18 protein-coding genes and 1 pseudogene are annotated in these 18,727 nt (G+C 39.5%); 10 read left to right on the forward strand and 9 right to left on the reverse strand.

The window, feature by feature from the left end:
- Position 1: 1 nt before the first annotated feature.
- The 3 genes from OU989_RS18490 to OU989_RS18500 are packed head-to-tail and all read right to left on the reverse strand — an operon-like array spanning position 2 to position 3,038.
- Positions 2-1,390: a sensor histidine kinase gene (locus OU989_RS18490; RefSeq protein WP_274794416.1), complete on the reverse strand. Its 1,389-nt coding sequence runs from the start codon at positions 1,388-1,390 to the stop codon at positions 2-4.
- Positions 1,387-2,070, reverse strand: coding sequence for a response regulator transcription factor (locus OU989_RS18495; protein ID WP_274797378.1), 684 nt, complete (start codon positions 2,068-2,070; stop codon positions 1,387-1,389). Before OU989_RS18495 ends, OU989_RS18490 begins: the two co-directional genes overlap by 4 nt.
- Complete coding sequence (locus OU989_RS18500) at positions 2,070-3,038, reverse strand: YncE family protein (protein WP_274794417.1); 969 nt, start codon at positions 3,036-3,038, stop codon at positions 2,070-2,072. Before OU989_RS18500 ends, OU989_RS18495 begins: the two co-directional genes overlap by 1 nt.
- Before the next feature lie 177 nt (positions 3,039-3,215).
- Between OU989_RS18500 and OU989_RS18505 the strand changes: the two genes are divergently transcribed.
- Both OU989_RS18505 and OU989_RS18510 read left to right on the forward strand, forming a co-directional pair.
- On the forward strand, positions 3,216-4,301 hold the full coding sequence (locus OU989_RS18505; protein WP_274794418.1) for a glycosyltransferase: 1,086 nt from the start codon (positions 3,216-3,218) through the stop codon (positions 4,299-4,301).
- 188 nt (positions 4,302-4,489) lie between these two features.
- A pseudogene (locus OU989_RS18510) lies at positions 4,490-7,280 on the forward strand (beta strand repeat-containing protein).
- Between the two features lie 146 nt (positions 7,281-7,426).
- Here the strand turns inward: OU989_RS18510 and hemY are convergent.
- From hemY to hemE, 3 genes are all read right to left on the reverse strand, one after another.
- Positions 7,427-8,851, reverse strand: coding sequence for a protoporphyrinogen oxidase (gene hemY, locus OU989_RS18515; protein ID WP_274794419.1), 1,425 nt, complete (start codon positions 8,849-8,851; stop codon positions 7,427-7,429).
- Between the two features lie 14 nt (positions 8,852-8,865).
- Entirely contained in the window at positions 8,866-9,786 is a 921-nt protein-coding gene (gene hemH, locus OU989_RS18520) for a ferrochelatase (protein ID WP_274794420.1), read from the reverse strand.
- Between the two features lie 146 nt (positions 9,787-9,932).
- On the reverse strand, positions 9,933-10,982 hold the full coding sequence (gene hemE, locus OU989_RS18525; RefSeq protein ID WP_274794421.1) for a uroporphyrinogen decarboxylase: 1,050 nt from the start codon (positions 10,980-10,982) through the stop codon (positions 9,933-9,935).
- A gap of 286 nt (positions 10,983-11,268) precedes the next feature.
- Here hemE and OU989_RS18530 point away from each other — a divergent pair, with 286 nt between their 5' ends.
- Positions 11,269-11,787, forward strand: coding sequence for an antibiotic biosynthesis monooxygenase family protein (locus OU989_RS18530; RefSeq protein ID WP_274794422.1), 519 nt, complete (start codon positions 11,269-11,271; stop codon positions 11,785-11,787).
- A 79-nt stretch (positions 11,788-11,866) separates the two neighbouring features.
- Here OU989_RS18530 and OU989_RS18535 read toward each other — a convergent pair whose 3' ends face one another.
- The gene (locus OU989_RS18535; protein WP_274794423.1) at positions 11,867-13,048 is read right to left on the reverse strand and encodes an ABC transporter permease; all 1,182 of its coding nucleotides are present in this window, start codon (positions 13,046-13,048) and stop codon (positions 11,867-11,869) included.
- A complete protein-coding gene (locus tag OU989_RS18540) occupies positions 13,032-13,781 on the reverse strand; it encodes an ABC transporter ATP-binding protein (RefSeq protein WP_274794424.1) in 750 nt (249 codons plus the stop codon). The genes OU989_RS18535 and OU989_RS18540 overlap by 17 nt, the downstream gene beginning before the upstream one ends.
- Before the next feature lie 104 nt (positions 13,782-13,885).
- On the opposite strand from OU989_RS18540, the gene OU989_RS18545 reads away from it, so the two are divergent.
- The 6 genes from OU989_RS18545 to OU989_RS18570 all read left to right on the forward strand — a co-directional run bounded on the left by OU989_RS18545 (position 13,886) and on the right by OU989_RS18570 (position 17,220).
- Positions 13,886-14,299: an HIT family protein gene (locus OU989_RS18545; protein ID WP_274794425.1), complete on the forward strand. Its 414-nt coding sequence runs from the start codon at positions 13,886-13,888 to the stop codon at positions 14,297-14,299.
- Between the two features lie 146 nt (positions 14,300-14,445).
- On the forward strand, positions 14,446-14,982 hold the full coding sequence (locus OU989_RS18550) for a tryptophan transporter (protein WP_274794426.1): 537 nt from the start codon (positions 14,446-14,448) through the stop codon (positions 14,980-14,982).
- Positions 14,983-15,115: 133 nt separating this feature from the next.
- Entirely contained in the window at positions 15,116-15,511 is a 396-nt protein-coding gene (locus tag OU989_RS18555; RefSeq protein ID WP_274794427.1) for a YtxH domain-containing protein, read from the forward strand.
- Between the two features lie 157 nt (positions 15,512-15,668).
- On the forward strand, positions 15,669-16,229 hold the full coding sequence (locus OU989_RS18560; RefSeq protein WP_016992097.1) for an HTH-type transcriptional regulator Hpr: 561 nt from the start codon (positions 15,669-15,671) through the stop codon (positions 16,227-16,229).
- Between the two features lie 189 nt (positions 16,230-16,418).
- Complete coding sequence (locus OU989_RS18565) at positions 16,419-16,964, forward strand: DUF3267 domain-containing protein (protein WP_274794428.1); 546 nt, start codon at positions 16,419-16,421, stop codon at positions 16,962-16,964.
- Positions 16,965-17,034: 70 nt separating this feature from the next.
- Positions 17,035-17,220, forward strand: coding sequence for a hypothetical protein (locus OU989_RS18570; protein ID WP_274794429.1), 186 nt, complete (start codon positions 17,035-17,037; stop codon positions 17,218-17,220).
- Between the two features lie 229 nt (positions 17,221-17,449).
- Here OU989_RS18570 and OU989_RS18575 read toward each other — a convergent pair whose 3' ends face one another.
- Positions 17,450-17,554, reverse strand: coding sequence for a YjcZ family sporulation protein (locus OU989_RS18575; RefSeq protein WP_274794430.1), 105 nt, complete (start codon positions 17,552-17,554; stop codon positions 17,450-17,452).
- Between the two features lie 143 nt (positions 17,555-17,697).
- Here OU989_RS18575 and OU989_RS18580 point away from each other — a divergent pair, with 143 nt between their 5' ends.
- Positions 17,698-18,675, forward strand: a complete 978-nt coding sequence (locus OU989_RS18580) for a peptidylprolyl isomerase (RefSeq protein ID WP_274794431.1) — start codon at positions 17,698-17,700, stop codon at positions 18,673-18,675.
- Positions 18,676-18,727 lie beyond the last annotated feature (52 nt).

Here is an 18,727-nt window from a genome sequence, read left to right on the forward strand (position 1 = left end):
TTTAATCCTCCATTAATGGCAACTGTATCTTAACAGTTGTGCCTTTTTCTACAACACTTTCAATTTCTAACGATCCCTGTAACTGCTTTAGTAGCTGTTCAACAATGGATAATCCTAATCCACTACCACCGTCTGCACGACTCCTTGCTTTGTTAACTCGATAAAATCGCTCTGTGACATGTGCTAAATCCTCGGACGGGATACCGATACCATAATCCTTAATGGTAATGAGTGCACTCCCCGTCTTTTCAACAGCAACAATTTCCACAATAGAATTTTCATGTGAGTAATTAATCGCATTTTCAATAATGTTAATAAAAATTTGCTTTAGCTTTACTTCATCAGCTTCAATAATTAGCGCATCATCTACATCCACATGTAATGTTATGTTCTTTTTATCTGCTTGATGTGTTAGTATTTTTTGAACTTCCCTTAAAGTCTCACCAAGCGGAATAGGATATAAAGCAATGTCGGTTTGTTCATTTTCTGTTCTTGCTAGTTGAAGTAATTCGTTTGTTAACCTCTCCATTCGATTCGCCTCACGGACAATCAACTGAATAGTTTCTTCTTTTTGGCTTTCTGTAATAATGCCATTTTGCATAGCTTCACTATAGCCTTTAACATAGCTTATTGGTGTCCGTAATTCATGCGAAACTGTTGCCAGAAATGTTTTTTGGGCTTCATCCTCTAGCTGAATCGACTCTGCCATTTTATTAAAGGTACTAGATAATTTACCGATTTCATCCCGTGAATTGACAGGTACACGTGTCTCATAATTCCCGTGGGACATCTGTTCTACTGCACGTTGTAAATCGTTTAATGGTCGCATAATATGTCGAATACCTTTATAAATCAAATAGCTAGCTACCACTAAAAATATAAAGGCACTAATGAACAGGAGAATAACTCCACTATTAGCTAACTCACTAATTTTAGCTAGCGGGAAGTAAATATAAATAATACCCTCTAATCGATTTTGATCAACGAGTGGTATCACTACTGAAATTAGTTGTCGATCAAACCTGGGCTCATAGCCAATTTTTTGCACGTATTTTCCTGATAATAATTTCTGTCTTTCTTCTGGTCCAATCAGTGTCTCATAATCTATATCAAACGGAACACAGGCACTTAACTCCCGAGGATTTCTTACTGCAAATATATTTAAATTTGAATAATCGTTAAATTGTTCAATATCTGCAATAAATTCATCCGTAACCTTGCCATTGTTATACATTGTCTGTAGCTTCAAGCCAACTTCCACCATTGTCTCTTCAGTATCTTGGACATATAAACGTTGATACAAAAAATTTGTGAGAACGTACATAAAGACAACGGTAATGATGAGAAATGCGAAAATCAACAACCAAATGCGAGTAGCAATCTTTTTCATTCGCCAGGATCAAAGCGGTAGCCCACTCCCCAAACGGTTTGAATATGCGCAGCCGCATCCTTTCCAAGCTTTATTCGTAAAGTTTTGATATGGGTATCAACGGTGCGCGTTCCACCTACATAATCAATATCCCAAATACGTTCTAATAATTGCTCTCTTGTATAGGCATTGCCCGGATTTTTCATAAATAAATGCAATAATTCAAATTCCTTTAAAGTAAGTGGAATACTCTTACCATCAACAGATACTTTACGTGCAATCTCGTCTATTTTAATAGGACCAAAAATTACGTACTTTTGCTGTAGCTCTGTAATATTCGCCCCACTTCTTCTTAAAACAGCATAAATCCTTGCTACAAGTTCATCATGTGTAAATGGCTTAACTATATAGTCATCTCCACCAAGTGTAAGGCCTTTTACCTTATCCTCATTGGCATCACGTGCTGTTAGAAAAATAATCGGTACATTGGACATCGCACGAATACTTTGACAAACAACAAAGCCATCCTCATGGGGCATCATGACATCGAGCAATACTAAATCAATTTTTTCTCGTACGATCACATCATATGCCTCTGTACCATTTGCGGCTGTAAATGTCTCAATATCGGAGTTATTGAGCATCATTTCTATTAATTTACGCATATCCTGCTCATCATCGACTATTAATACAGTTGTCATCATTGTTCCTCCCTTACTAACAGCTGAAAAGCACCTTTTCCTACATCAACTGTTTTTTCCTTCTGGCCGTCCTTTATAAAGTACAATGTATGATCATCATAGCCAGCGACAACAATATAGTTATTAAACTGGTTTACTACAAATGGATTTGCGCCAACCTCTTGATGCCATTTGATCTGGCCATCAAAACTAGCAACATATAACTCATTATGACCATGACTAACAACAAGGACAGCATCTTTTGTCTTTTTTAATCCTACAGGCATCAGAGGCATGTCAATCTCTCCATGCAGTTGGCCAGTAGATAAATCATATTTTTTAACAGAACTATTTGGCTTACTGCCTTCTCCATGTCCACCAATCCACAGCTCATGTGTTTCTTCAAGAATGGCTATTCCATGTGAGGATTTTTGAATGGGCCATTCCTGTTCAATGGACAAATCCTTCATATTTAACACCGATAATTTTGTATCTTTAAAATTTATAACATACAGTTTATCTTGATACGATGCCATAGACATAGGATAATTGCCAAGCTGCTGTGAACCAAGCTCATTTCCTTCTCGATCAAAGCTTGTCACTGTATTGGTTTTACTATTTGTTATAAAAAATTGTTGGATGTTGTCATCATAGTATACATTTGTTGTACCTATCTCTACTTTTTTTGAATAGAGCTTTTCTCCGGTTGATATTGTATAGACGTCAATATTATTTAATTGGTGTCCATACAATAATATTTGATCATTTCCTAATAGTATTGCCCCTGAATAAGCTTTATCAAATAACCATGTTGCAAAAACATTCCCATCCTCATCAATAAAATCTAATGATGGTTCTTGTATGTTTAATGAAGCTATAAAATTTCGATCTCTCTCAATGGGTTCATATGATTTTTCAGCGCAACCCGCTAACCATATTATTTGTAGTAACGAAAAAATGAAGAATGCCCATTTTTTCAACTTTATCACCTCTGCCCCTCTACTATACTTCACAATTGTGAAATTCGGGTGAAACTTGGAAGGTGAATTTATGACAAACCATAAAAATACATTTCACATTTTTTGCGTCGATTCCCTCCGTTCAATCATCTAACCAATTTTTTCTTTGTTACATATAGTACTAAGATAATGGTAAGGAGGTATAACATGATTTCAATCAGCTTATGTATGATTGTAAAAAATGAAGAAGATGTTATTGGTAGATGTCTTGAATCCGTTAAAGATTTAGTAGATGAAATTAATATCGTTGATACGGGCTCAACAGATAGCACGAAACAAGTCGTTGCACAATTTACAGATCGAATTTTTGACTTTAAATGGATTCATCATTTTGCAGCTGCACGGAACTTTTCCTTTCAGCAAGCAACAAAGGAATATATTCTCTGGCTAGATGCGGACGATGTTTTATTAGAGGAAGATCGAGAAAAATTTAAGGCGCTAAAAGAATCTCTGACTTCTGATATTGATGCTATTTCAATGAATTATCATTTAAGTTTTGATCATGAAGGTAATGTAGACGCCTTAATAAGAAGATATCGCCTTGTAAGAAGAGATAAGAAATTTCAGTGGATTGGAGCAGTGCATGAATATTTAGAAGTGGGTGGTATGCTGTTTGATAGTGATGTCGCCGTAAGTCACTTACCATTAACGCATGATCATACACGTAATATTGAGATTTATAAACAACTAGTCGAATCTGGAGAAACATTATCACCACGAGATACATTTTATTTTGCCAATGAATTACTAGATCATGGTTATTATGAAGAAGCCATTCATTATTACGAATTATTTTTAACCTCAAAATTAGGCTGGGTGGAAGATAATATTCGAGCTTGTTTCAAATTAGCAGATTGCTTTTCTCATTTAAACGATACAGAAAACAACTTTAGTGCTATTTTACGAAGCTTTGAATATGATGTACCTCGCCCTGAAGCTTGCTGCCGATTAGGTTATCATTTCATGGAGCAAAATAGAAATGATGAAGCCATTTTTTGGTACGAACAAGCACTTGTCATTAAACAAAAACCAAACGCTCCTTTTCAAAATAAAAGCTTTACTACTTGGCTCCCCCACTTACAGCTTTGTGTGCTTTATGACCGTTTGCAACAATACGAATTAGCAAATGCACACAATGAATTAGCTAGCTCCTTCATTCCGAATGACCCTAAAATTTTACACAATAAAAGGTATTTCGAAAGCATTTTAGCTAATGGACTAGACGATATCTAAATTACACTAGATACTCTAACTTAAGAAATTTAGGCAAATTGTAGCTAAGCATTCTAGTAGAATACATGCTGTTAAAAATAACTCTCGAAGTTTTAAAAATAACTCTATGTTTTAAAGGGAATAAGTAGTTATGTGTCTACCTCCTCTCTCATTCACAGAATACGATACTTGAGAGAGGAGGTGAAACTATGCATTTTGGGAAATTTCTAGATCGAGTTTGTAATAAATGCCATTCCTTTCCCTGTTGTTGTAAAACAGGGCCTATACCAGGTTGTCCAATTTGGCCGGTAAAACCTACCGGACCTACTGGATGTATTACAGGACCAACTGGACCTACGGGTATGACAGGTGTTACAGGGGCTACTGGGGCTACTGGACCTGCCGGCGTGACTGGACCTACTGGCGTGACTGGGCCTACTGGTGCTACTGGGGCTACCGGTTCGACTGGGGCTACTGGGGCTACTGGGGCTACTGGGGCTACTGGACCTGCTGGCGTGACTGGGCCTACTGGGGCCATTGGACCTGCTGGCATTACTGGGGCTACTGGGGCCATTGGACCTGCTGGCATTACTGGGGCTACTGGGGCTACTGGACCTGCCGGCGTGACTGGACCTACTGGCGCTATTGGACCTGCTGGTGTGACTGGGCCTACTGGGGCTACTGGGGCTACTGGACCGGCTGGCGTGACTGGGCCTACTGGTGCAATTGGACCGGCTGGCGCTACTGGCGCTACTGGGGCTACTGGCGGTATCGGGCCTGCCGGCGTGACTGGGCCTACTGGGGCTACCGGAGCGATTGGACCTGCCGGCATGACTGGGCCTACTGGGGCTACCGGAGCGATTGGGCCTGCTGGCGTGACTGGGCCTACTGGGGCTACTGGCGATATCGGGCCTGCCGGCGTGACTGGGGCTACCGGAGCGATTGGACCTGCTGGCGTAACTGGACCTACTGGCGCTACTGGTGAGATCGGACCTACTGGCGTGACTGGGGCTACTGGTGCCATTGGACCTGCCGGCATTACTGGGGCTACTGGTTCGACTGGTGCTACTGGACCTGCCGGCGTGACTGGGCCTACTGGCGCTATTGGACCTGCCGGCGTGACTGGGCCTACTGGGGCTACCGGAGCGATTGGGCCTGCTGGCGTAACTGGACCTACTGGCGCTACTGGTGAGATCGGACCTACTGGCGTGACTGGGGCTACTGGTGCCATTGGACCTGCCGGCATTACTGGGGCTACTGGTTCGACTGGTGCTACTGGACCTGCCGGCGTGACTGGGCCTACTGGGGCTACCGGAGCGATTGGACCTGCGGGCGTGACTGGACCTACTGGCGTAACTGGACCTACTGGTGCCATCGGACCTGCCGGCATTACTGGGGCTACTGGGGCTACTGGACCTGCCGGCGTGACTGGACCTACTGGGGCGCGTAACTGGACCTACTGGCGTGACTGGGCCTACTGGCGCTATTGGACCTGCCGGCGTACCTGGACCTACTGGCGCTACTGGTGATATTGGACCTACTGGCGTAACTGGCGCTACCGGGGCTACTGGTGCCATTGGACCTGCTGGTGTGACTGGACCTACTGGTGAGATCGGACCTACTGGCGTAACTGGACCTACTGGCGCAATTGGGCCTGTGGGCGTGACTGGACCTACTGGTGAGATCGGACCTACTGGCGTAACTGGACCTACTGGTGCCATTGGGCCTGCCGGCGTGACTGGGCCTACTGGTGCCATTGGACCTGCCGGCATTACTGGTGCTACTGGGGCTACTGGACCTGCCGGCGTGACTGGGCCTACTGGCGCTATTGGACCGGCTGGCGTGACTGGGCCTACTGGCGCTATTGGACCTGCCGGCATTACTGGTGCTACTGGGGCTACTGGACCTGCCGGCGTGACTGGGCCTACTGGGGCTACCGGAGCGATTGGACCTGCTGGCGTAACTGGACCTACTGGGGCTACTGGTGAGATCGGACCTACTGGCGTGACTGGACCTACTGGTGCCATTGGACCTGCCGGCATTACTGGTGCTACTGGTTCGACTGGTGCTACTGGACCTGCCGGCGTGACTGGGCCTACTGGCGCTATTGGACCTGCCGGCGTGACTGGGCCTACTGGCGCTATTGGACCTGCCGGCGTGACTGGGGCTACCGGAGCGATTGGGCCTGCTGGCGTAACTGGACCTACTGGTGAGATCGGACCTGCCGGCATTACTGGTGCTACTGGGGCTACCGGAGCGATTGGGCCTGCTGGTGTGACTGGACCTACTGGTGAGATCGGACCTGCCGGCATTACTGGTGCTACTGGGGCTACCGGAGCGATTGGGCCTGCTGGTGTGACTGGACCTACTGGGGCTACTGGTACCATTGGACCTGCTGGTGTGACTGGGCCTACTGGGGCTACTGGTGCCATTGGACCTGCTGGTGTGACTGGACCTACTGGGGCTACTGGTGCCATTGGACCTGCTGGTGTGACTGGACCTACTGGGGCTACTGGACCTGCGCTTACCGAAGGATTCTCAGCATTTAAAAACACACTAACTGTTAACGCTTCTACCTCTATTGCTGACTGGAGTGTAGCATCACCTTACTTTACAACGCCTGCTTTTAATCCAGCAACGGGGATTTTCACTGTACCAACTACAGGAAGATACTCCTTTGAAGCAACTATAAATTACTCTACTACTGCGGCCATTAGTGTTACTTTAGGGGGTGGAATCAATCCTTCATTTGCAATACGAAGAAATGCAACAACAAATCTAATTAGCGGCTTGTTCCCTGTATTGAATGTAAACGTCGCACTGGTATTAACTTTACGTGCAATACTTGGAAATGGTACTATCACTTTGGCAGGTGAAGTAGAATTAGTAGCTGGGGATACAATTGACTTGTTCTATGAAGCCAATGGTTTGACAATTGGACTTACGCTAGGTGGAGCTAACTCCGGTGGTATCGTTTGGTCATGTCATCGAATATCTTAAGTCTAATTATCTATTAGCTTTTTAAAGCAATTAGTAATCGAAATAGCAAACTATCTATATTAGTTTGCTATTTCTTATTCATCATTCAAAACATACATAAAAAAATAGTACAAACATTGATAGCTCATGTTTTGTACTATTTCTTTTTATTGCTGAAACATTTCCCTTACCACATCTTCTGCAATATGTTTCCCTTGCTGCACACATTCTGGTATAGATATTCCTTCAAATGAGCTTCCTGCAAGTTTTACAGTTGGAAAATGTTCATACAATTCCTGTTTTATTCGCTGGACCTTGGCTTCATGTCCTACTGTATATTGTGGCATTGCATTTTTCCAACGAGTCACTACTGTCATCATTGGTTCGCCATTTACCCCAATGGTTTTATTTAAATCCTGAAGTACAGTTTTTTCTATTTCAGTATCAGATAATGCTACAATGGCTTCGTCTCCAACACGCCCAATATAGCTACGTAATAATACATAATCGTCTGGAGAGGTACCTGGCCATTTTCGGTTCATCCAAGTACAAGAAGTAATTGAAAAATCACTATTTCGAGAGACATAAAAAGAAAGTGCATCCAAATCGCCAAGCTGTTCCTTTTTAAAGGCCATTGTGACAGTTGCAATGGTTGCTGCCTTCATCGTCCCTAATTCATTTAACAGACTATGCTTACTAAACATTTTTTCTGCCACATTAAATGGTGTAGCGATAATAACAGCATCTGCTTTTATATTGGAAAAATTGTTTAACATCACTTGAACGGTTCCGTCCTTGCCATGTTCAATTTCCTCCACTTTCACACCCTTCATAACTGTCCCTGGAAGTAGTGATTCTTCTATACTTTCAATCAGTGTTTCAAGGCCATTACTAAAGGTCTGAAAAATCCCTTTATTTTCATCAATCAAATGATTGCTTAAGAAATTTGTTCCTGCCTTTTTCATGCCAATTAGTAAGCTACGATATTTTTGCTCTAAACTGTAAAGCTGCGGGAAAGTGGAGCTCATACTTAATTGCTCGATATCACCTGCAAATGTACCTGCCAGTAAAGGTTCTACTAAGTTTTCCACGATCTCTGCACCAAATCTTCTTCTAAAAAAGGCACCTAACGGTTGATCGTCATCTTGTGCTGAACGGGGAATGAAAAAATCCCCCGCAGCACGCACTTTTCCGCTAAGTGAAAATAACCCTGATGTTATGAATGACGAGATATGAGGCGTTTCTCCAGATAAAAGTTGACTAGGAATAGGGTATAACTGGCTACCTACTGCAACATAAGTCGGTCCTGCATTACTCGTTTGTATTTTCTGCTCGATACCGAGATCCTTCGCTAAAGCACTAACATAGTTTTCACGATCAAAAAAAGATTCTGGCCCGCGCTCAATAATAAAACCATCTTTTCTCAATGTTTGAATTTTTCCGCCAAGACGTAATGACGACTCGACAAGTACGATATCTAATGGCAATTCTTTTGCGCTTGCTTCTTTTTGCATATAGAACGCAGCTGTAAGGCCTGTAATGCCAGCGCCTATGACAACTACCTTTCGTCTTTTCTGAGTCACCAACATCATCACTTTCTTTTCGCTTAGCTTAATTTTTTATGAATTGCATCTACCATCGCATCGATAAATAATGGGTGTGTATTTGGCATCGCTGGGCGATAGTATTTTGCGTCAAGTTCATCACAAACAACTTTACACTCAAAATCATTATCATATAATACTTCTAAATGCTCCGTTACAAAACCTACTGGTGTATAAACAAATGAACGGTAACCTTTTTCTTCAAATAGTTCACGAGTTAAGTCTTGGACATCTGGACCAATCCAAGGTTCTGGTGTTTGCCCTGCTGATTGCCAGCCCACCTCAACATTTTTTAAACCTGTTGCTTCTTGAATAAGTCGAGCTGTTTCGATTAATTGATCCTCATAAGGATCTCCTAAATCTTTAATCTTTTCAGGAAGTGAATGTGCTGACACGATTAAACATGCTTTTTCACGTTCTTCCTCAGACATAGCCTCAAACGTAGCATTCACTTGTTGTTTCCAATACTCGATGAATTTTGGCTCATCGTACCAAGACTCTACAGAAGTAATCGTTAAACGATCACCTGCCGCCTCTACAGCACGACCGTTATAGGATTTAATAGAGAACGTAGAGAAATGAGGAGCTAAAACAATAGAAACCGCTTCTTTGATGCCCTCTGCCACCATTTGCTCAACTGCATCTTCAATAAATGGATGAATATGCTTTAAACCAATAAACAATTTATATTCCACTGTATCCTGCACTTCATTTAACCGTGCACATAAAGCTTCAGCTTGTGCCTGTGTTGCTGCTGCTAATGGTGATAAACCACCAATTGCTTCATAGCGGCTACGAAGATCTTCTAAATGCTCTTCAGAAGGTTTGCGGCCATGACGAATATGTGTATAGTAAGGTTCGATATCTTCTTCTTTATAAGGTGTTCCGTATGCCATTACCAATAAGCCTTTAACTTCTTTCATTACCCATTCACCTCAAAAATTGTTTTATATTTTATACATTATGTGATAAAAAGAAGCTGCCCAGTCTTTCATATTGGACAGCTCCCTTTCTATGATAAAATCATTCATCCATAGAAAAGGGATTTTCACATTTAATTTGTTTGTTATTAGGAACGTGCTTGAATTTGCTGTGCACTATACTCATGAATAAGTGTAGTCAGACGTTTTAATACATCTGGATCTACTTCTGGGAAAACTCCATGCCCCAGGTTAAAAATATGTCCTGGCATTTCTAAGCCTTGGTCAATAATATCTTTGGCTCTTTTTTCAATAACAGACCAATCCGCAAGTAATAGAGATGGGTCTAAGTTACCTTGAACAGGTTTTGTAATGCCATTTGCACGTGCCTCTTTAATAGGTAAACGCCAGTCTAAGCCAACAACATCAATCGGTAAATCATTCCATTCTTTTGCTAAATGGCTAGCACCGACACCAAATTGAATTAATGGCACATTTTCTTTTTGCAACTCTGCAAAAATTCGCGTCATAATTGGTTTTATAAACACACGGTAATCTTCAACATTTAATGCACCAACCCAAGAATCGAAGACTTGTATTGCTTTTGCACCCGCTTTAATTTGAGCAGTTACATCTGCAATAATCATATCAGCTAGTTTATCCATTAATGCAAACCATGCTTGAGGTTCTGATACCATAAATGATTTTGTTTTATTATAGTTTTTTGACGGACCGCCTTCAATCATGTAGCTTGCAAGTGTAAATGGTGCGCCAGCAAAACCGATTAAAGGAACATTTAATTGCTCTTCTGTCAGCAACTTAATCGTTTCTAATACAAAGGGTGTATGCTCTTTAGCATTAAATTCACCTAATTTTTCTACATCCGCAACTGAACGAATAGGATTTGAAATAACAGGACCAACGCCTGCTTTGATTTTTACATCTATCCCAATGCCAGGAAGAGGTGTGACAATATCTTTGTATAAAATAGCAGCATCGACATTGTAATTTTCTACAGGTAGACGAGTGACATACGCACATAGCTCAGGTTGATGTGTAATTTCCTCTAAGGAATATTTTTCTTTTATAGCACGGTATTCTGGCTGTGAACGTCCTGCCTGACGCATATACCATACTGGCGTGTGTGCTGTCCTTTCTCCACGTGCAGCTCGCAGAAGTGTATCATTAAAAGTTGTCATGAAATTTCCTTCCCCTCAAAAAATCATTTTTCTCCTTTATACCTGTTGTTTCACTTTCGGTACAAAAAATATTTGGTGAATCAAGTTAAAAATGTCTTGTTTATTCCTTTATTATTGATATCCGTTTCCAATAGTAAACGCTTCCTCTGTTATTGTATAGTTTTCCTAGTGAAATGTCATAAAATTGTTCTTTCTCGGCAGATTCTTTTTGGTCAAAGCGTTAGACTTATGCTTAAAAGGGTATAATCACGCTATAATTAATAAGATTCATAAGGAGGATAAATTGATGTATATTTATTTAACTTCTGGTACTGGTGATTTTTTAGAACAGGTAAAAAATAAGTATCCAAATGAGCATATGATCTTAATCCACGGAGACGGAAACTCTGTCTTGATACATGAAACAGAAGGAAAAACAGTGTTTGCAACGCCTCGTAAATTCGAAGTTTTGGATTCAGTAAATGACCTAGAGGAACGAGGCTTCTTTGTTTTTAATAATATTCCTGTGACAGACGAGGGACGTCCTGTATTCGAACACCGCTTTTTAGAGCGTTCGCGAGCCATTGAGGAGGAGCCGGGCTTTGTTGCCTTCCGTTTATTAAGACCCATCAAGAGTGATACTTACATTGTCATGACACAATGGAATGGGCCACATTCATTTGAAGCATGGAAGAGTTCTAAAGCCTTTGAAAATGCCCATGCTAAAAAAGATGATTCAACTGGAGTACGCCAGCAGAACATCTTTTCAGCAGCTTCTTATGTAACAACCTATAGCGCAATACCGAAGGAAGAAGATTCACAATAAGCCTAAATAATTAAAAGCTCATTTATCCAACAATAGCATTGGGTGAATGAGCTTTTTAATTTATCAATAGTATTCTATTCTACTTAGAAACCTTCGATGTCAATTCACTAATAACCAAAACAACGATGACAGTAATATAAAACATTGGTTGTGTCATTGCACATAAGCCCACAATAATAGCTTGTGTAATCATTGCTAAACGCACAACCTGCTTCACAGCTAATGGACGGGCATTATCGGGTAATGGATAGAGCATATCCATTCGAAATTCACCGCTTGATAGTAATGCTTGCTTTAACTGAATGGTTGTCGCAAAGCTCAGTGCACCAGCAGCAATCCATGTAACGACAGGAATGTCTACAAATGCAGCAATGATTGCTGAAATAGCTGTAAGACGAAGCCATAAATAGAAATGGTCATCTGTTCGAACAAAGGTACGAAATACCAGATACTTTTGAGCATTGCCCTTACCGTATGGTACAAATTTATAGAGCCAGTCCATCCAACTACGGCGACGGATGCTTCCATGTAAATGGGGTACGTCTGTAAAATAATTAGCAAAACGGTAAAAGCTCATCATACGATTCTGTTCAAGCTTTACAAAATGTTCATAAGGCACAGGTTCACCGGTCGATTTTTTTCTAAAGACAATGATATAAATAACGCTGATAACTGTAACGACTACTGCTAATAGGAGCTGAGCATGGAGTCCCAAATAGATTGCAGCTGCAAATACGATAGCTCGAATAAGCCTGTCCACCCAGACCATATTGCCTCGTTCACTATAACGATAGTTGAATTCTCCTTGAACACTTATATATTTCAAAACAATGACAAGTAAAAATACTGTCCATATGTCGATCGTTGTTAATTCCGTTACTGCTTTTAATAATGGAATACAAACAATATAGACAATCGCTACTATCCACACTTGAGACCAATAAGTCCAAGCCAATGCCTTATTAAAATACTGTGATATTTTTGATTCTAAAGGCAATAGGTATACTTGGTCTGGCTCTCTCAAGAGCGTAGTAGGGCGGCTAAAGGCCAATAAAATCCCTACGATTAGAGCAATGATGATTTCTGCTGGAAAGTCTGTTTGTACAACTTTCAGCCATTCACTATATTGATAGCCCCCTGCTCCAATAAGAAAAACAAGTACAATCGCAATATGCCCTGTAAATATAAATTGCATATATTTTTGTACTTCTCCTATATAATGCATGAAGCGAGAGGACCATACATCACGCAAGTTCTTCATGGTCCCGCTCCTTTGTCATGGCAATATAGAGATCGTCCAATGTCGCATTCGGCATTGCAAACGATTTGCGTAAATCAGCCATTGTTCCCTGCGCTCGAACTCTTCCTTCGTGCAATAAAATAATTCGATCACAATGCTTTTCAGCTGTCGATAGTATGTGTGTAGACATTAATATAGAAGCACCTTCTTTTTTCTTTTCATCCATCTGGTCTAATAATGATTGAATACCTAGGGGATCTAAGCCCACAAAAGGCTCATCAATAATATAAAGACTTGGATTCACTAAAAAGGCACACATAATCATGACTTTTTGACGCATTCCCTTTGAAAAATGCGAAGGGAACCAATTTAATCTTTTCTCCATTCGAAATTCTTTTAATAGCACCTCTGAACGAGCATCAAGGGTTGCCTTATCAATACCATATGCCATCGCTGTTAACTCTAAATGCTCTCTTAATGTAAGCTCATCATATAGCACAGGGGTTTCGGGAATATAGGAAAAGGCTGTTCGATACTTGTCCGTATCTTCTTTTAATGTTACCCCGTTTAGTCGAATGTCCCCTTCCTTTGGTAACATTGTTCCTATAATATGTTTAATTGTTGTACTTTTACCAGCTCCATTTAAACCGATTAAGCCAACTAATTCCCCTTTTCCAATAGTAAAAGATAAATCTTTAATAACAGGTTTTCTAGTATATCCACCCGTCACATGCTGTACCTCTAATACTGACATATCCTCACTCCTCTTCTTGTTTTATATTTTATCAAAAATTAGCAAATGATACAGGTTTGAGTATGATAGAATGTATTTACACATACGTTAAGGGGGAAATTCTCATGAGCGATTGCCTATTCTGCAAAATTATCGATGGATCCATTCCAAGTACAAAAATCTACGAGGATGACCATGTCTATGCCTTTACAGATATTTCACCTGTTGCTAAAGGCCACACATTATTAATACCAAAGCATCACTGCCAAGATCTATTTGAAATGCCAGAGGAAGTGGCACGTAATCTATATGCTGTTGCACCAAAAATCGCCAATGCTATTAAAGCAGCATTTCAGCCGATTGGTTTGAATACGATTAATAATAATGGCGCTGCAGCTGGACAGACTGTTTTCCACTACCACTTACATTTTATTCCGCGTTACGACGAAAAAGAAGGGCTTGGCCTAATTTGGCAAACGCAAAAATATTCAGCAGAGCAGTTAGCTGAAGTAGCAGAAAGTATTAAAGCGAATCTGTAAAGGATTGGAATTTTTAACACAAAAAGATTCAGAATATTGTATTGCAAATAGAAACATTTTAGCGTACAATCACAAATAAGTTTCGCTAACGGTCAGGAGGACACGTTAGGTGACAAATAGATTAGCTTAGCTGAGGAGAGATTCAAATGAATACGAAGAATTTAGTTTTAATGGCACTATTAATTGGTGTCGGTGCAGCCCTTTATGTGGTTACACCAGGAATGGTAAATGGTATGAAACCTGATTTCATGTTAACAATGATGTTTATTGGAATATTATTGTTCCCAACTGTGAAAGAAACGTTCTTACTATCACTTTCAACGGGTGTACTTTCAGGTTTATTTACAACATTCCCAGCAGGTCTTGTCCCGAATATTATCGATAAAGCTGTTACAGGCTTTGTATTTTTAGCCTGTTTATTGATTCTAAAAAAACTGGCAAGTCATTTCGCTGTTTCTGCTGTTTTAGTTGGTTTAGGTACCATTCTATCAGGAACTGTCTTTTTAAGCGTCGCGCTTTTTGTATTCAATGCAAATGTCGGTGCAACCTTTACAATGCTATTTATTGGCGTTGTCCTGCCAGCTGTTGCATTTAACGTCGTTGCTTTTGCTGTCATTTATCCAATTGTCGCAAAATTAGTAAAGCGCTCTAAATTCAATACAGCTATTTCTCAAATTTCATAAATACTCACTTTAAATAATCAAAAGAAACTAAACCGTGATAGTAAATCACTCGTTTAGTTTCTTTTTTCTTTTTGTATTCGGGCATTTCATGGTTTAATAGTAGATAAACATGACTAGAAATGAGGTAAACAATATGAAAGCAAAACCATTTTTACTTGGACTAACAACAGGGATTATAGGTGGGACAATCGCTGTGCTTTTCTCAACACCACAATCAGGGCAACAAGTACGTGCTACTCTTAAACAAAATCTTGACCAAACAAAAGGTATGCTCCTTGATGTAAAACAACAAGTAGGGACTGTTAAGCACTCTGTCAATACTTTAACAAATGAAGTGAAAAATAATATCCCACAAATAATAAATGATTTAAAGCAAACAATCACAACTTTTACTGAAGAAATCGAACCAACGAAAAATAATTTACAACAAGAATTAGATGCTTTACAGAATTCGATTAGCGAAATCGAGAAAAACATTGCACAAATCACCGAAAACAAGAAAAAACCGCAAGAAAAAGTTAGCGACTAAAGTCCTTTCAAAGCAGTTAAAAATCTATTTTTTTACCAAAAATTATTGCTATAATATTATTTTTTAACCACTTTTCAATTTTTTAATTTTTCTAACTTTAAACTTTTTTTCTTTACTGCTATAATATTTTTAAAAATGTGAAAGAAAGCAGTAGGTGATGGCTTTGTCAGAGGAATTATACACACAAAAAGAAGCGATGCTTTATAGTCAAAGAATCGCACAATTATCGAAGGCGCTATGGAAAGCGGTTGAAAAGGATTGGCAACAATGGATTAAACCCTATGATTTAAATATTAATGAACACCATATTTTATGGATTTCTTATCATTTAAAAGGGGCTTCCATTTCTGATGTAGCAAAATTCGGAGTGATGCATGTTTCTACAGCATTTAACTTCTCCAAAAAATTAGAAGAGCGTGGCTTCCTTAAGTTTTCGAAGCGTGATGACGATAAACGAAATACGTATGTTGAGCTTACTGAAGCTGGTACAGAGCTTATTGTAGAGATGAATAAGAACTACCATAATACGTATCATTCCGTACTGGAGGGATCCCTTGCCTTAAAAGATTTATATGGCCGTTTCCCAGATTTTTTAGATGTAATGGCTGTTATTCGCAATATTTATGGCGAGGATTTCATCGATATTTTCGAACGCTCCTTCCAACATTTCCGTGATTCCTTTGACACGCTAGAAGAAAGAACACCTGTAAAGGGATAGGACGAAGCTTCAAACTACTCGTAATTTTTTCTGGATGAACGCATTTAGTATTCCTGCTCATTCGAATGTAAATCATGTGAAAGGAGGTATTTCAGAAATATTTCTGAAGTACCTCCTTTTTCTTGCATTCTAACATAATTCAATTTACATTAAATAGGACACTTCCTATTTTGGAGTTGATACAAAACCATGCATTGTTGGAAAATTTTAAACCTAGAACATCATTATGGTACAACGCGTATTATTATAATGGGTGTTATTACTTTTCTATTGGTCTTTTCTGTTTCATATGTAATGTTTAATTTATTTAACGAAGAGCATTACACAGATCGGTTATTCTGGCTTTTTGTAATTGCTGTACTCACTCTTTATCCAGTTCATAAATTTTTGCACTTTCTTGCACTATATGATTTGCGCCAGCATTTAAAATTACGTGTACGTACCCAATTTTATATAATTCCTGTTTTGCATATGCGAATTCGTGAACCTTTATCTAAAAATCGTTACATCTTAGCATTACTTACGCCTTTTATCGTTCTAAACACAAGTATTATAGTAGGAACTTGGCTATTACCAGCCTATACACACTACGGAACATTGCTGTTAGCTTATCACTGTAGTTTATGTTTGATTGATATCCTTTACGTGAAATACTTACTAAATTCACCTAAAAACTCCCAAATAGAAGAAACACCTAAAGGCTATGAAATTTTAGTTCCACCAACTGTTCACTAAAATGCTTGTACTTGTTTTTTATTGGCGTTCTTTGTTATGCTATTACTATTGAAAGAGGGGAGGAATAGACTTGCTATTAATGATTGTAGTTCTATTCTCGGTATTCTATTTATTTCAAATTAATCGCATGACATATGCTTTATGCATGCGACGTGAAATTCCCGAAGAAAACCAACCAAAAATATTCCGAACTATAAATATACTAATTACCATTTTACTTGTCTCATTTTATGTGGAAATTTTATATGCAGTTTAATGGAAGTATCCTTTACGCCTCGGCGTAAAGGCATCCATATCGGTTCAAAACATTGACAAAATAAATTGAAAGACATCCGCGTTCGTCCGCACACTCAAAATAAGTTGAGCCCCCATGCAACAACTTTTTCTAACCAATAAATTTGGTAGAACTAAGCTTGCGGCGCGAATGTCTACCATTGTTAAGAAAAGCTAAGAGTTGAGCTCTTAGCTTTTCACTGTTTTATTAATTAGTATAGGTACGCTGCGCCAACAATAATTAATAAAATAAATAACACAACTAATAAAGCAAAGCCTGAGCCGTAGCCACCGCCACCGTATCCTCCGTTGCCCATAACTTCACCCCCTTTCTTTTCTATATCCTATGCGCTTCAAAATTTGAAATATAGGCAATACTCAAGGGGGAACCATTTTGTTTTTAAAACGTTTATGTTATAGTAAAAAATGGACGAAACCATGTTAGGAGAGAATATCCACTATGAAAAAGACAGTTTTATCTTTAACTTTAGCTGCTTCTGTATTAGCTCTTGGTGCTTGTAGCGGCGGAGATAGCAAAGCAATCGTTACTTCTAAAGTGGGCGATATATCAGTAGCTGATTTTAATGAAAAGGCAAAAGCTTTAACAGGCTCATATGTAATGCAACAACTTGTGACTGAAAAAGTTTTAGCTGACAAATATGAGGTAACAGATAAAGAAATTAAAGAAGCTTACGACACTACAGCATCACAATTTGGTGATGGCTTTACACAAGCACTTGCTGAAAGTGGTTTAACAGAACAAGGCTTTAAAGATTCTTTACGTGTTCAGCTTCTTCAAGAAAAAGCTTTAAAAGATCAAGCAATTAAAGAAGAAGATGTGAAAAAATACTACGAACAAATGAAAACAGAACTAAATGGTCGTCATATTTTAGTAGCAGATGAGAAAACAGCGAAAGAAGTCATTGCAAAAATTAAAGGCGGTGCTAAATTTGCTGATGTAGCGAAAGAATATTCTACAGATACAGGTTCTGCGAAAAACGGTGGAGAGCTTGGATGGTTCTCTGTTGGTTCAATGGTTGATGAATTTAACGATGCTGCTTACGCTCTTGAATTAAATACATTAAGCGAGCCAGTAAAATCAAGCTTTGGATATCATGTTATTGAAATTACGGACAAGCGTGACGTAAAAGGTGTTGGTGAATTTAAAGATGAAGAAGACAACATCCGTTCAACAATGATAAACAAGCTAAACCAAACTGGTGAAGCGCAAACGATTTTAAAAGACATCGTTGCAAAAATGGCAAAAGATGCAGATGTGAAAACATCAGATAAAGATTTAAAAGAATCACTTAAATTCTTTACAACAACAAGTGAAGAACAAGCCAAAGCGGCTGAAGAAGCAGCTAAAAAAGCAGAAGATAATGCTGCTAAAGATTCTGAAGACAAAGCAGAAGATACTGACAAGGAATCTAAATAGTCTGGATAAATTTTAGTTCATCTAATAATGACAGTATCCTCAGCGAAAAGGA

This window comes from Lysinibacillus irui (assembly GCF_028877475.1).
GTDB lineage: Bacteria > Bacillota > Bacilli > Bacillales_A > Planococcaceae > Lysinibacillus > Lysinibacillus irui.

Bases quoted from the DNA above. Each gene is read 5' to 3' on its own strand.
- OU989_RS18505 (WP_274794418.1), top strand. From the start codon at position 3,216: ATGATTTCAATCAGCTTATGTATGATTGTAAAAAATGAAGAAGATGTT.
- OU989_RS18580 (WP_274794431.1), top strand. From the start codon at position 17,698: ATGAAAAAGACAGTTTTATCTTTAACTTTAGCTGCTTCTGTATTAGCT.
- OU989_RS18540 (WP_274794424.1), bottom strand. From the start codon at position 13,781: ATGTCAGTATTAGAGGTACAGCATGTGACGGGTGGATATACTAGAAAA.
- OU989_RS18575 (WP_274794430.1), bottom strand. From the start codon at position 17,554: ATGGGCAACGGAGGATACGGTGGCGGTGGCTACGGCTCAGGCTTTGCT.
- OU989_RS18545 (WP_274794425.1), top strand. From the start codon at position 13,886: ATGAGCGATTGCCTATTCTGCAAAATTATCGATGGATCCATTCCAAGT.
- OU989_RS18495 (WP_274797378.1), bottom strand. From the start codon at position 2,070: ATGACAACTGTATTAATAGTCGATGATGAGCAGGATATGCGTAAATTA.
- OU989_RS18550 (WP_274794426.1), top strand. From the start codon at position 14,446: ATGAATACGAAGAATTTAGTTTTAATGGCACTATTAATTGGTGTCGGT.
- OU989_RS18565 (WP_274794428.1), top strand. From the start codon at position 16,419: ATGCATTGTTGGAAAATTTTAAACCTAGAACATCATTATGGTACAACG.
- hemY (WP_274794419.1), bottom strand. From the start codon at position 8,851: ATGATGTTGGTGACTCAGAAAAGACGAAAGGTAGTTGTCATAGGCGCT.
- OU989_RS18530 (WP_274794422.1), top strand. From the start codon at position 11,269: ATGTATATTTATTTAACTTCTGGTACTGGTGATTTTTTAGAACAGGTA.
- OU989_RS18555 (WP_274794427.1), top strand. From the start codon at position 15,116: ATGAAAGCAAAACCATTTTTACTTGGACTAACAACAGGGATTATAGGT.
- hemH (WP_274794420.1), bottom strand. From the start codon at position 9,786: ATGAAAGAAGTTAAAGGCTTATTGGTAATGGCATACGGAACACCTTAT.
- OU989_RS18490 (WP_274794416.1), bottom strand. From the start codon at position 1,390: ATGAAAAAGATTGCTACTCGCATTTGGTTGTTGATTTTCGCATTTCTC.
- hemE (WP_274794421.1), bottom strand. From the start codon at position 10,982: ATGACAACTTTTAATGATACACTTCTGCGAGCTGCACGTGGAGAAAGG.
- OU989_RS18535 (WP_274794423.1), bottom strand. From the start codon at position 13,048: ATGAAGAACTTGCGTGATGTATGGTCCTCTCGCTTCATGCATTATATA.
- OU989_RS18560 (WP_016992097.1), top strand. From the start codon at position 15,669: ATGGCTTTGTCAGAGGAATTATACACACAAAAAGAAGCGATGCTTTAT.